The organism is Cupriavidus sp. OV096 (genome assembly GCF_900115455.1).
GTDB lineage: Bacteria > Pseudomonadota > Gammaproteobacteria > Burkholderiales > Burkholderiaceae > Cupriavidus.
Genome location: NZ_FOWM01000006.1, coordinates 152,217 through 165,063, shown reverse-complemented (window position 1 = coordinate 165,063; position 12,847 = coordinate 152,217). Strand labels below are relative to the sequence as shown.

The 12,847-nt window shown below is 66.9% G+C and carries 14 protein-coding genes; 1 reads left to right on the top strand and 13 read right to left on the bottom strand.

From position 1 onward, the window contains the following. Positions 1-8 precede the first annotated feature (8 nt). From rfbC to BM115_RS15500, 13 genes are all read right to left on the bottom strand, one after another. Positions 9-554 (bottom strand): dTDP-4-dehydrorhamnose 3,5-epimerase, encoded by a 546-nt coding sequence (gene rfbC, locus BM115_RS15560; RefSeq protein ID WP_092295467.1) that lies wholly within the window; start codon positions 552-554, stop codon positions 9-11. Continuing rightward, positions 551-1,804, bottom strand: a complete 1,254-nt coding sequence (locus BM115_RS15555; RefSeq protein ID WP_092295464.1) for a class I SAM-dependent methyltransferase — start codon at positions 1,802-1,804, stop codon at positions 551-553. The genes rfbC and BM115_RS15555 overlap by 4 nt, the downstream gene beginning before the upstream one ends. Continuing rightward, the gene (rfbG, locus tag BM115_RS15550; protein WP_092295461.1) at positions 1,801-2,883 is read right to left on the bottom strand and encodes a CDP-glucose 4,6-dehydratase; all 1,083 of its coding nucleotides are present in this window, start codon (positions 2,881-2,883) and stop codon (positions 1,801-1,803) included. The genes BM115_RS15555 and rfbG overlap by 4 nt, the downstream gene beginning before the upstream one ends. Beyond that, positions 2,883-3,653 carry a glucose-1-phosphate cytidylyltransferase gene (gene rfbF / locus BM115_RS15545; protein WP_092295458.1) on the bottom strand — a complete coding sequence of 257 codons (771 nt, stop codon included), beginning with the start codon at positions 3,651-3,653 and terminating at the stop codon, positions 2,883-2,885. Before rfbF ends, rfbG begins: the two co-directional genes overlap by 1 nt. Next, positions 3,650-5,896: an O-linked N-acetylglucosamine transferase, SPINDLY family protein gene (locus tag BM115_RS15540; RefSeq protein ID WP_092295455.1), complete on the bottom strand. Its 2,247-nt coding sequence runs from the start codon at positions 5,894-5,896 to the stop codon at positions 3,650-3,652. Before BM115_RS15540 ends, rfbF begins: the two co-directional genes overlap by 4 nt. A gap of 182 nt (positions 5,897-6,078) precedes the next feature. Further along, complete coding sequence (locus BM115_RS15535) at positions 6,079-6,375, bottom strand: EscU/YscU/HrcU family type III secretion system export apparatus switch protein (protein ID WP_092295452.1); 297 nt, start codon at positions 6,373-6,375, stop codon at positions 6,079-6,081. Further along, complete coding sequence (locus BM115_RS15530) at positions 6,372-7,736, bottom strand: flagellar hook-length control protein FliK (RefSeq protein WP_092295449.1); 1,365 nt, start codon at positions 7,734-7,736, stop codon at positions 6,372-6,374. The genes BM115_RS15535 and BM115_RS15530 overlap by 4 nt, the downstream gene beginning before the upstream one ends. A 77-nt stretch (positions 7,737-7,813) precedes the next feature. Further along, complete coding sequence (locus tag BM115_RS15525) at positions 7,814-8,146, bottom strand: flagellar protein FliT (RefSeq protein ID WP_092295446.1); 333 nt, start codon at positions 8,144-8,146, stop codon at positions 7,814-7,816. Between the two features lies 1 nt (position 8,147). Continuing rightward, positions 8,148-8,597: a flagellar export chaperone FliS gene (gene fliS, locus BM115_RS15520; protein ID WP_092295443.1), complete on the bottom strand. Its 450-nt coding sequence runs from the start codon at positions 8,595-8,597 to the stop codon at positions 8,148-8,150. Between the two features lie 16 nt (positions 8,598-8,613). After that, positions 8,614-10,029, bottom strand: coding sequence for a flagellar filament capping protein FliD (gene fliD, locus BM115_RS15515; protein WP_092295440.1), 1,416 nt, complete (start codon positions 10,027-10,029; stop codon positions 8,614-8,616). 48 nt (positions 10,030-10,077) lie between these two features. Next, positions 10,078-10,455 (bottom strand): flagellar protein FlaG, encoded by a 378-nt coding sequence (locus tag BM115_RS15510; RefSeq protein ID WP_092295437.1) that lies wholly within the window; start codon positions 10,453-10,455, stop codon positions 10,078-10,080. Positions 10,456-10,582: 127 nt separating this feature from the next. Next, on the bottom strand, positions 10,583-11,773 hold the full coding sequence (locus BM115_RS15505; protein ID WP_092295434.1) for a FliC/FljB family flagellin: 1,191 nt from the start codon (positions 11,771-11,773) through the stop codon (positions 10,583-10,585). A gap of 237 nt (positions 11,774-12,010) precedes the next feature. Further along, on the bottom strand, positions 12,011-12,331 hold the full coding sequence (locus BM115_RS15500) for an RNA chaperone Hfq (protein WP_092295431.1): 321 nt from the start codon (positions 12,329-12,331) through the stop codon (positions 12,011-12,013). A gap of 116 nt (positions 12,332-12,447) precedes the next feature. Here BM115_RS15500 and BM115_RS15495 point away from each other — a divergent pair, with 116 nt between their 5' ends. Then, the gene (locus BM115_RS15495; protein WP_092295428.1) at positions 12,448-12,669 is read left to right on the top strand and encodes a hypothetical protein; all 222 of its coding nucleotides are present in this window, start codon (positions 12,448-12,450) and stop codon (positions 12,667-12,669) included. Positions 12,670-12,847: the final 178 nt, after the last annotated feature.

Below are 12,847 nucleotides of genomic sequence, written 5' to 3'. Positions count from 1 at the left end.
AGGGGTTGTCAATGCTCGCCAAGCCCGGCGAGCAGGGGAAGCGCCAGGTCCTTCGCGGAGACCATGCGGTCCGCGCAGTCTGGCCAGTCAATGCCGATGGCGGGGTCGTCCCAGCGTACGCCGGCACTGCTGCCGGGCGCGAACGGCACCGTCATCTGGTAGAACACCTCGGAGAGCGCCGTGCGGGTCTGGAACCCGTGTGCGACGCCCTTCGGGATGTAGATCGCCCGCTGGTTGTCCGCCGACAGCTCCACGGCCTGCCATTGCAGGTAGGTGGTGGACGCGCGGCGCAGGTCGAGGATCACGTCGTACACCGCGCCGGTGGTCACGCGTACGAGCTTGTCCTCGGCATGCGCGCCGGTCTGGAAGTGCATGCCGCGCAGGATGCCGGCGCGCGTGTTGCGCGAGACGCTCTGCTGCACGAAGTGCGCGTCGAGGCCGTGCTCGGCGAACGCCGCCACGCAGACCGTGCGCGCGAAAAAGCCTCGCGCGTCGGGCAGCGGTTCGGGGTCCACCAGCCAGGCGCCGGCGATGCGGGTCGGGGTGAAGATCACGGCAGGACCACGGTATCGGGAATGGGCACCACGAAGCGGCCGCCCCAGGCGCGGATGCCGGCCATCTGCTCGATCACCTCGTCCTTGATGTTCCACGGCAGGATCACCAGGTAGTCGGGCCGGCTGGCGTAGATGGAATCGGGCGAGCGCACCGGAATGCGCGTGCCGGGCAGCAGCTTGTTCTGCTTGGCCGGGTTGCGGTCCACCACGTACTCGATCAGGTCGGCGTCGATGCCGCAGTAGTTCAGCAGCGTGTTGCCCTTGGCGGCGGCGCCGTAGGCGGCCACGCGCTTGCCGGCGCGGCGCGCCTCGATCAGGAAGGCCAGCAGGTCGCGCTTGGCCTGGCGCACGCGCTCGGCAAAGCGGGCGTAGCGGTCCGGCGAAGTCAGGCCGCCGGCGACCTCCTCATCCAGGCAGGCCTGCACGGCCGGCGTGGTGGCGCGGCGCGAGGCCTGGTGGCAGGCAAACAGGCGCAGGCTGCCGCCGTGCGTGGGCAGGTGCTCGATGTCGAACACGCGCAGCCCGGCGCGGGCGAGGATCGGCACCAGCGCCGTCAGCGACAGGTAGGAATAGTGCTCGTGGTACAGCGTGTCGAACTGGTTCTGTTCGAGCAGGCGCAGCAGGTGCGGGAACTCGAGCGTGATCACGCCTTCCGGCTTCAGCACGATCGGCATGCCGCCCACGAAGTCGTTGATGTCCGGCACGTGGGCCAGCACGTTGTTGCCGAGCAGCAGGTCCACCTCCCAGCCTTCCACGCGCAGCGCGCGCGCGGTGCGCTCGCCGAAGAACAGCTCGCGGCTGTCGATGCCCTTGGCGCGCGCGGCTTCGCCGGTATTGGCGGAAGGCTCGATGCCCAGGCACGGCACGCCGTTCTGGTGAAAGTACTGGAGCAGGTAGCCGTCGTTGCTGGCGAGCTCCATCACGCTGCTCGCCGGTGTCAGGTCGAAGCGCTCGGTCATCGCCGTCACGTAGCGGCGGGCGTGTTCGAGCCACGAGGTGGAGAACGACGAGAAGTAGACGTAGTCGTCGTGGAAATGGGTTTCCGCCGGCGTGGCGTCGCGCAGCTGCACGAGCCAGCACTTGTGGCACACCATGGCGTGCAGCGGATAGAACATCTCGCCCTGTGCGATGTGCTCCGGCCGGATGAAGGCATTGGAGACCGGCGACAGGCCGAGGTCCACGACGGTTTGCGTCAGCGGTGCGCCGCAGGCGCGGCAGCAGGGGGTAGGAGCGGTGGCAGCAGTGGTCATGCGCAGAATTGCTCGATCTGTTGTTCGGTGATGGCGCGGGCCTGGCCCGGCTCGTGCTGGACGGTGCGATACCAGCGTGCGGTGGCGGCCAGCGCCTCGTCCAGCGTCCAGCGCGATTGCCAGCCCAGCAGCGTGTGCGCCTGGGAGGAATCGAGGTACAGGTTGCGGGCCTCGTGCGGCGCAGCGCCCGGTGGCGGGCAATGCGCCCACTGGAGTTCCGGCCAGTGTTGCTGCAATCCGCCCAGCACGCGCGCTACCGGGAGGTTGTCGCGCGCTTCCGGGCCGAAGTTGAAGGCGGTGGCCAGGGCGGCGTCGCCGGCCAGCAGCCGGGCGCCCAGCAGCAGGTAGCCGTGCAGCGCTTCCAGCACGTGCTGCCACGGCCGCGTCGCCTGTGGGCTGCGGATCTCAAGTGTGGCGCTACGGGCGGCAGCGCGCGCGGCGTCGGGAATCAGGCGGTCCTCGGACCAGTCGCCGCCGCCGATCACATTGCCGGCGCGCGCGGTGGCGAGCAGCACGCCACGCTCGGCCAGGAACGACTTGCGATAGCTGGCGGCCACGAGTTCGGTGCCGGCCTTGCTCGCGCTATAGGGGTCATGGCCGCCGAGCGGATCGGTCTCGCGGTAGCCCCAGAGCCATTCCTTGTTGTCGTAGCACTTGTCGGTGGTGACCACGATGACCGCGCGCACGGACGGGCAGGTGCGCACCGCGTCGAGCAGGTTGACCGTGCCCATGACGTTGGTGGACCACGTCTCGGCCGGGTCGCGGTAGCTCGCGCGCACGAGCGGCTGCGCCGCCAGGTGCAGCACGATCTCGGGTTCGGCCGCGTGCAGCGCGCGCGTGAGCGCGGCGGCATCGCGGACATCGCCCACCGTATGCTGCGCGAGCGCCGGCGCCACGCGCGCGGCGTCGAACAGGCTCGGCGTGGTGTTCGGGGCGAGGGCGTAGCCGCTGACGCGCGCATCCAGCCGCGCGAGCAGCAGCGCCAGCCAGGCGCCCTTGAAACCGGTGTGCCCGGTCACGAAGACGCGCCGGCCTGCGAAGGCGGAAAGCGCCGCCGACGGGGAAGCAGTCGACACCATTACCAGCGCTTCCAGGGCGCCTTGCCGGATTGCCAGAGGTCTTCCAGCAGGTTCTTCTCGCGCAGCGTGTCCATCGGCTGCCAGAAACCGGTATGTTCGAACGCGGCCATCTGGCCGGAGCGGGCGAGTTGGCGCATCGGCGCTTCTTCCCAGCTCGTGGTGTCGTCCGGAATCAGGTCGAGCACTTCCGGGTGCAGGATGAAGAACCCGCCGTTGATCCACGCGCCATCGCCACGCGGCTTCTCGGTGAAGCCGCACACCTTGTCGTTGTCGCGCTCGAGCGCGCCGTAGCGGCCCGGCGGCTGCACGGCGGCCACGGTGGCACGGCGGCCGTGCTCGCGGTGGAACGCGATCTCGGCCGTGATGTCGATGTCGGACACGCCGTCGCCGTAGGTGAAGCAGAACGGCTCTCCGGGCGTCAGGTACTCGCGCACGCGGCGCAGGCGGCCGCCGGTCATCGAGTCCTCGCCGGTATCGACCAGCGTCACGCTCCACGGCTCGGCCTTGCGGTGGTGCACGGCCATGCGGTTCTCGCGCATGTCGAACGTGACGTCGGACATGTGCAGGAAGTAGTTGGCGAAGTATTCCTTGATGACGTAGCCCTTGTAGCCCAGGCAGATCACGAACTCGTTCACGCCGTGCGCCGAGTACATCTTCATGATGTGCCAGAGGATGGGCTTGCCGCCGATCTCGATCATCGGCTTCGGCCGCAGGTGCGATTCCTCGGAGATGCGGGTGCCCAGGCCCCCGGCCAGGATGACGGCCTTCATGCTGCCACCTCCTCGGCGGCGGCTTCGGGGGCGGCCTGCGTAGCCACCTCGATGCCGATCACCTCGAACACGGTAGGCGGTGGGGAGGCTTCCAGCACTTCCAGCGCCAGGCCGAACTGCTCGTCCAGCAACTGGGCGAGCGCGGACTTGTCCAGGCCGAGTTCGTCGAGCCAGAGCGCCAGCTTGCGGTACAGCGGCAGCGCGTACGGGCGCATGCCGATGGCTTCCACCAGCAGGTCGATGGCCGCGTCAGCCTCGCCGTTGTGGTACTTGAATTCGGCCAGGCCGTAGGCCACCACCCAGTTGCGGTACCAGGTGGACGTCAGGTTCTCCAGCACATTGAGCAGCGGCACCCATTCCTTCAGGTGGATGTGAGCGGCCACCGACATCACGAGGTCCTCGGCGGGATACCACGCGCCGGCGAAGAACAGGCCGGAGCGGCGCGGTTCGGTGCGGGCGGGAATCGGCTTGGTCTCGCTGCAGATCTCGGTCAACTGGTCCTCGAACCAGGCGGCGAAGCGCTGCGCGTCGAACATCTCGCTCTGCTCGGCACGCGGACGGATCGACATGCGGATCTCGTTGAGCTGCTGCACGTCCGAAGCCAGGGCACAGGCCACGTCGACGTACTGGGCCTCGGTCTCGCAGATCAGGTCGTCCAGGCCGGCGGCGTGCAGGAACGGGGCCGACACGCGCTGGTGGAAGGTGTCGCCGGAGAAGGTCACCACGGGCACGCCCATCCAGATGGCGTCGCAGGTGGTGGTGCCGCCGGTGACGGGCGCGGTGTCCAGCGCGATGTCGATGCGGTTGTAGGTCACGTACTGCGCGGCGCCGTCACGGTTGATCAGCTCCACACGGCTGGTGTCGATGCCATGGGCGACCATGCGCTCGTAGAGCATCTCGCGCACGTTGTCGCGGTCGCAGCCGGTGGCTTCCACCAGCATGCGGGCGTTCGGGCAGCGTGCCAGCACGGCGCTCCACAGCCGCATGGTCTTGGGACCCAGCTTGGCGATGGTGTTGCACGAGCCAAACGTGATGTAGCCGTTGTTCAGCGCCGGGGTCGGCTGCACGCGGAACTGCGGGTCGTAGATCTTCAGCGGGTTGGTGACGATCGGGTGGTAGGCGCTGAACACCGGCGCACGGAGTAGTGTTTCCGTGTAGTTGTGGTCGAAGCCCTCCGGATCGGCGGTCCAGTCGGTCACGCGGTACTCGATCTGTTCCATGCCGGTGGTGCCGGGGTAGCCCAGCCACGTCAGCTGCTTCGGGGCCAGGCGGTGGACCATGTAGGTCAGCGGCGAGGCGCCCGTGTAGCCGCCCAGGTCGATCATCACGTCGCAGCGCTGCGCGCGCACGGCCTTGACCACCTCGGCCTCGGACATCCTGTAGAGGTCGTGGAAGCCTTCCGCGTAGACGCGGATCTTCCTGGTGATGTTGTCGTTGACGTTCGACAGCGAGAACAGGTGCACCTCGAAGCGCGTGCGGTCCAGGTTGGCGATCAGCGGGATCAGGAAGTAGGCGCAGGCATGGCGGCGCAAGTCGTTCGACAGGATGCCGATGCGGATCCGCTCGCCCTGGCTGGCCTGCAAGGCCGGGGCTTCGACGGGCGTGCGGGCCAGCGTGCGGGCCCAGTCGGTGGCCTCGCGGCGCAGTTCCTCGGCGCCGATGGTTTCGTCGTAGAGCAGCGAGAACAGCAGGTTGGAGCGGTTCACGCGCTGCAGCGGGTCCAGCGCGCAGGCGCGGCGGAACACCGGAATGGCTTCGATGGTGCTGCCCGATTCGCGCAGCGCCGAGGCGTAGTTGCCCACCGCCACCGGGTCGTTCGGCAGCAGCGCGGCGGCTTTCTCGCCGGCCAGGCGGGCGCCGTAATAGTCGCCGGTATAGAACATGGCCGTGCCGAGCACCTGCCACAGATGGGCCGAGCCAGGCTGGAGTTCCAGGCTGCGCTGGAGCAGCGGAATGCCGGCGGCGTAGTTTTCCAGTGCCACGTCGAGCGCGCCGACCAGGCCCAGGAAGCCCGGATGGTTCGGGAAGCGCTTCATGCCGGCTTCCGCCAGCCGCTTGGCTTCCTCGCTATGGTTCATGCCGGACAGGCACAGCGATTCGATGTAATACGGTTCGGGGAGCGTGCCGGCGCTGCGCTTGGCGGCGCGGGCGAGCTTCAGCGCTTCCGCATACTTGCTGGCGTTGTAGGCAGTCCAGGCCTGCTGGATCGTCCGCTGCGCGGGACTCGAAACGTTCTTGGTCATGGCGTTGTGCTTTGCAAAGGCGCGGTGTCAGCCCGGACAGCAGACGGGCTGATCGATGCATGCACAGTAACAAGGGACGTTCCGCGCCATCGGCCGGAACACGGGCCGAAATTGGCGCTATTTCAGCGGGGGTGCCGTTTTCGGCGCCTCGGGGACCGGGTCAGATGAGGGTCAGGCGGGGGTCAGGTGAGGGCCGGAAGGGATGCCGCCGCATCCGGCTGCTCCATCCGGTGCAGCCAGACCAGCAACTCGGCCACGGCCACATAGAGCTGCGGGGGAATCTGGCTGTCGAGGTCCACCTGCATCAGCAGGTTGACCAGCGCCGGGGAGCCGTGCACGTAGACGCCGGCCTCGCGGGCACGCGCGATGATGGCTTCGGCGGACAGGCCGTAGCCCTTGGCCACCACGCGCGGGGCCTTGTCGGCGGACTGGTAGGAGAGCGCGACGGCGGCGCCGCGGTTCGGATCGTTCTCGCTCATGACTGGGCTGCGGGAATGGCGTCCAGGCGCGCTTCCACCTCGGTGGCTGCGCTGACGTTGAGGTTCAGCAGGGAGATGCCGTGGGCTTCGAGCTGGCCGCGGAAGTCAGCGCCTGCTTCGGCCAGACGGCCAGCGGTGGCGCGGTCATCGGCCACCAGTCGCGCTTCCAGACCGTGCGCGCCGAGAGTCAGCACGGCATCGACATGCCCGAGCCGGGGCAGATCCAGCCGCAGCCGGGTGCTCCAGGTCGCGGCATCTGCCGAGGTAGGCGAGTGCTCACCTTGCTGCTCGCGCGTGACTTCCCAGTCCATCGGCATGCCGGGCCAGGCTTCCACGGTCCAGCGGAACTGCTGCGTGGCGAGCAGCTCGAGCTGGTGGCGCACCACGCCTTCGCTGGCCGGGTGGACTGGCGGGCCGACGTCGGCCTGCGGGGGGGCGGCGGGCTGGTCGGGCGCATTCCAGCTGGCGATGATCGCCGCGCGCTGGGCCTGGGCGATATGGTGGCCTTCGTGCGACACCTCGGCCGTGATCTGGTAAGCATGCGCCGCCGCATTGGCGTGCGCGGCACGGCGCTGTTCGGCGGCCGGTGTCGAGGGCGTGGCCTGGCCGGGCGTGGCGCCGACGGGCTGGCCCGGTTGGCCGGCCTGGCTCCCTGCGTCGGCGCCATGGCCGCGCGCTGGCTGCGCCGGTACGCCGGTAGTCAGCGGAAAGATGGTCGGGCGCGTCAGTTCTGCCAGGATCGCGGCGCTCGGGGCCTGCGCGGGCGCGGCGGGCGGGCCGCCATAGGGCAGCAGCGCCACCGGCGCACCGGCGCCGGGCGCGGGCTGCTGCGGTGGCGTCGCGGCGGGCGGGGCCGTCTGGGCCGGCGGGGCGGGCTGGCGCAGGCCGGCCTGCGGCTCCTGCAGCAGGGCCGACAGCGGGCGCTGGCCCACTACCCATTGCGCCACATGCGATTCGTAGAACAGGCCGCTCTGGTCGACCAGCGTGGCGAGCGCGGCGGACAGCGTGGCCGCCGACGCGTTGCCCGCGCCGGGCGCGGTGGCCAGCAGCGGGGCGCGCGTCTGCAGCGGCTGCGCATCGCCCGATTCGAACAGGTCGAGGATGGCGCGCGCCGCGAAGCTCAGGGTCTCGCGCGTGGAGGTGGTCAGCGCGTTGCCGCGCGCGTCCATGGCGCCGGGGCCGACCGCGCTGGGCGGCCGGGCCTGGACGGTCTCGCCCGTGGACGACTGCACGTCGCCCTGCGAGACGTCGTGCACCGGCATCAGCGCCGCGAGCTTGTCGATGGCCAGCGCCGGGCGCGAGAGTTGCGTGTCCGGTGCAGCGTGGGGCACCAGGGCCGCCGGGATTTGGATGCCAGTCATGGGCGCGTGTCAGCGGATGGCGATGGACGTGATACGCGTCGGTCGATCCCTTCCGCAAGCACGGAAGGGCAGTGGATTCAGGCGGCGGCGCCGTAGGCGGCGGACAACTCGAGCTTGCGGCGCGAGCTGTTCAGCAGTTCGCCCAACTGGGCCAGGCGCGGCATGGTCAGGTCGCGGATCCGGGCGTCGTAGGCCAGGATGCGCTCCAGCAACTGGAAGCGGCGCAGGCGTTCGTTGTCGGAGAACGGCTTGGTGTGGTCGAGCAGGCGCAGGCGATCCACTTCGGCCATGTAGACCTGCTGGAGATCGTTGAGCGCATCCCAGTTGGACGCGCGCGCGGCTTCGAGCATCTGCTCCGAGAGCACCAGCAGCTCTTCGTAGCTTCTGACGATGGGGGACATATCGAACATCTCAGGATTCCTGCAGGGCCGGCTGCGTGATGGCGGTCGGTGCAGCGGGCTCGGCGTCAGTGGGCGCTGCCGGGTCGATGGCGGTCCAGGCCGAGGCAAGATTCTCGAGCAGGGCATCCACTTCCGACAGCAGGGTAGCGTCGCCGCGCAGGTTGGCCAGCATCAGGCGACGGGTCATGTATTCGTACAGCGATTCGAGGTTGGCGGAGATTTCCCCGCCCGCCTCGTGGTCCAGCACCGCGCGCAGCCCGTTGTCGATGATGTTGATAGCCTTGGAGATGGCATTGCCGCGCGCCTCCAGCTCGCCATTGTCCAGGTGGAACCTGGCACGGGCGATGGCCGAGCGGGCGCCGTCGTACAGCATCGCGATCAGCTTGTGCGGGCTGGCGCTCATGACCCCGGTCTGTACACCGACCTGGGCATAGGCATTGATGGCTTGGCGCGCGAACATGGTGAACTCCGGTGACTTACTTGCTGCTGGTGCCGTTCATGGCCGCGAACTGCTGCGTCAGGTAGCTGCTGGTCTGGTTCAGCTTCGACACCAGCAGGTCCAGCTGCGTGAACTGCGCGCGGTAACGGTCCATCGTCGACGTGACGCGGTCCTGCGTCGCCGTGTACTTGTCTTCCAGGTCCTTCAGCGTGGCGGTGATGCCGTCGGTGGCTGCCGTCAGTGCGCCGGAGGTGCCGTTCAGCGAGTCGACATAGTCGGTGATGGTCTTGCCCATGCCGGCCGAACCATCCACACCCGAGAAGAACTTGGTCAGGTCCTGGAAGTTGTCCGAGAGCGCCTTGTTCAGCTTGTCGTCGTCGATTTCCAGCTTGCCAGCGTTGCCGGTGGTCACGTTGAACTCGATGCCGAGATCGGACAGCGTGACCGAGCCGCCGTTGCCGTCGGACATCGGGGTGGTCAGCATCGAGCGCAGGCGCGTGGCGATATTGCGCAGCGTGCCGTCGCCGTTCAGTGCGCCAGCCGTGCCGGCATCGGTGTCGAACGTGGTCAGCGAGCCGACGGCCGACAGGATGTTGTTGTACGCGGTGACAAAGCCTTGCACGCTGGCCTTGATCGACGCATCGTCGCGCGTCACGTTCATGGTCGTGGTGCCGGTGGACTTCAGCGTCAGGGTCACGCCCTGGGCCGCGCCCTGCACGGTGTTGCTCTGGCTGGTGACGTCGATACCGTTGATCTTCAGCGTGGCGTTGGCAGCGGCCACCTTCTCGGACATGCCGTTCGGCTGCGTGGCCACGGCCGGGTCATAGGCCACGATGTCGCTCACGGCGCTGTCGCTGGCGCTGATACGCATGCCGGACTGGGTGCCGGTCTTGTTGGACGTCAGCACAATATGGTAGGGCGTGCCGCTGCCGTCGTTGATGATACTGGCGGTGACGCCGATATTGGCCTTGTTGATCGAGTCGCGGATGCCTTCCAGCGAGGTATCGGAGCCGATCGTCACCGTCTTGGTGCTGGTGGGCGTGCCGCCCGTGGCGAGGTCGGCGCCGAAGTCCACCGTGATGGTGCCGCCGCCGATGGCAGCGGTCTTGTCGGCCACCGACTTCGAGACCAGCGATTGCGCCGCGGCCAGCGAGGACACGTTGATGTTGTAGCTGCCTGCCACGGCGGTAGCGTCGGTGGCGGCGCTGAGCACGCTATCCGAGCCCACGGCGGCCTTGACGGCGCTCCACGTGGCGGCGGTGTTCAGCGTCTTGGCGGCGGCCGAATAGGCATCCAGCACGCTCTTGATGGTGCCGTAGCCGGACAGCTTGGCCTGGTAGCTCTTGGCCTGGTTGTTGATCTGCGTGAGCGGAAGTTCTTCCGCTGCCTGGAGCTTGTCGAGCAGCGTTTGCAGCTCGAGGTTGGAACCGATACCGATGGAAGAGATTGCCATGACTGTTCTACCTATTGTTATTTGTCTTCAACTGGGTGATTGCAGAGGTCAGACGGCGTGGCTCACGAACAGGCCCTGGAGCTTGTCGATCGCGCGCGCCAGGCGCACAACGTCTTCATTCGGCATTTGCCGGATGATCTCGCCCGTCTCCTTGTCGAAAACCGTGGTGATGACGCGGTGCGTCTGGTCGTCGATGGCGAAGCGCAGGCCAATGGAGGTGGTCTTCAGCACGTCCACCAGCTCCTGCACCGCGGTGGCGGTGTTTTCAGGCGCATCGGCGGCGGGCCGGGTGTCCGCGCGGTCGGCTTCATGCGACGGGCGAACGGCTTTTACCGTGGCGGTCGGGGCGGCGGAAGCCGGCGCGATGGCCACGGTGTCGGCGGGAATGCGGGCCGCCGGAGTGGAAACGGGATTGGGAGTTGCCATGGTTTGCTCCGTCCGGTGAGGCGAGGGGTTCTGCTCGGTTGAAACGCTTTGCAGGCAGTGGGCTGCCTGCAAAACATTCCGGCAAAAAAGCCGGGCCTTGCGGCCCGGCCTTCTTGCGGCGTGGCGATTAACGCAGCAGCGACAGCACGTTTTGCGTGGTCTGGTTCGCTTGCGACAGCACCGAGGTACCAGCTTGTTGCAGGATCTGCGCGCGGGTCATGTTCGACACTTCCGTTGCGTAGTCAGCGTCTTCGATGCGCGAACGCGAAGCCGACAGGTTGTTCACCGTCGTGCTCAGGTTGTTGATCGTCGACTCGAAGCGGTTTTGCACAGCACCCAGGCTCGAACGCAGGCTGTCAACCGAAGCCAGTGCGGAGTCCAGCGTCTTCAGCGGGTCAACCGTGGCAGCTTGTTGGAAGTCCGAAGCTTGCAGCGAAGCGCCCTTGATCGTGAAGCCGGCGGTGGAACCCGACACCGAAGCGTCGCTCGGCTTGACGGCGATGTACATCGTCGTCGAGGTAGCCGTACCGTTGCCAGCCAGGCCCTTCGAGGACAGAGCGGCGTCGTCGGCGGCGGTCAGGCCGGTCATGCTCACTTGCACGAACCAGTTGCCCTTCGAATCCGTCACGACGGATTGCGAGTTGATGGCTGCCGAGGTGTTCAGGCCCAGAGCGCGCTGGATGTCAGCGGCGGCGATGCCGGTTGCCGAAGCAGCCGTCACCGGGGTAGCGGAACCCAGAGCCGTTTGAGCGGCGGCGGAACCGATCGAAGCCGTGGCACCTTGCGGGCCGGCAACGCTGAAACCAGCGACGCCCAGGGTCTTCGAGGTGATTTCCTTCAGGGCGATCGAGATGGTTTCGCTGTCGTTGGCGCCAACCTGGATCGACATGTTCTGGTCCTTGGCCAGAACCTTGACACCGTTGAACTGGGTCTGAGCCGACACGCGGTCGATTTCCGACAGACGTTGCTTGATTTCGTCCTGGATCGACTTCAGGTCCGAACCCGAGTTCGTACCGTTGGCGGCTTCCACCGACAGTTCACGGATACGTTGCAGGTTGTTGTTGACTTCGCTCAGGGCGCCTTCGGTCGTTTGCGCGATCGAGATACCGTCGTTGGCGTTACGCGAAGCTTGCGTCAGGCCCTTGATGTTGGCGGTGAAGCGGTTGGCGATGGCTTGACCAGCAGCATCGTCCTTGGCGCTGTTGATGCGCAGGCCCGACGACAGGCGCTGGATCGCGGTGTTCAGCGACGATTGCGACGTGTTCAGGTTGCTCTGCGTTTGCAGCGACAGAATGTTGGTGTTGATGACTTGCGCCATGGTACGACTCCTATATGCAATGTTTTAGGCATTCCGGCGGGTGCCGTAACGTTGGCTGCCTGCGTTGCAGGGCGTAGAGTGCCTCCGTTGCAAGGGTTATCGACAGGGCGGTAGGAGACTTTAGAGTGATCTTTGCGAGAGTTTGCGGGCGCTGCCCGGAACCCCCGGCGTTATTGCGGATGGCGGCCGGCCCGGGGAATGGGCGGGGCGCCGCCGGCGCAGGCCGGCCTGGCGGCGTCAGCGGCGCTTGCGGGTGCGCGGTATATATAGACGCACAAAATCCGGCGACGCCTCGGCGTCCAGCACCGCTGCGTCGGCTTCCGGCGCGTGCGCCGGCGTCACCACGGTAATGGCGCGCTTGTAGACCACCGTGGGCATGGGATCCTCGCCCGTTTTGCCCAGCAGAATCATGTAATTGTCCGAGGCCAGCACGATCCCGGTCAGCCGCGTGCCATTCGAGAGGTGCACGATGACGGTATTGCGGCTGGCGCTGTGGGCCGCAAAGTGCAGATGCTGCAACTTTCGGCTGGGACGGGGAACCTTTTTTTCCTGCTTCACAACTTCTCCGGAAGAGCCCGCGAGGGTTCTGGCGGCGGTCAACGGTCCGAAGACCAGGCGCATGGATCGAGGTCGCACTAAAAGTGACGGATGGCGCGCCCTGATCCCGGCGAGATATGAAACATTCGCTCTCGGAGCCGGGGCAGGGGCTCACCTTCATCACGTTAACGGGCGCGCACACCGAACGGTTGAATGGCGCCATCCGGCCGAGCAATTCGGCCGGCCTTGCGAGGAGAGAAGGGGAATACTTCAGCCGGGAGGGTAACAAAGTTTTACAAGTGTTGACAAAGTTGGCCCGCGAACAATGCCTAGAGGTAAAGCTCTATTTATTTTATTGATGCAGTCGGTGTGATTGAAGTAGCACCTTCGTGGTCGGCGCCTGACAGAAAAGCAACGTTTGGGTCGCAATCCGCTCGCACTAAAGCTTTCTGGGACGCTGCCGATAACTGCCGATATGCCCGAATGTGCGGCATGGCATGACATGGAACGCGAAAGTGCTCAATTCGTTACAGCCGC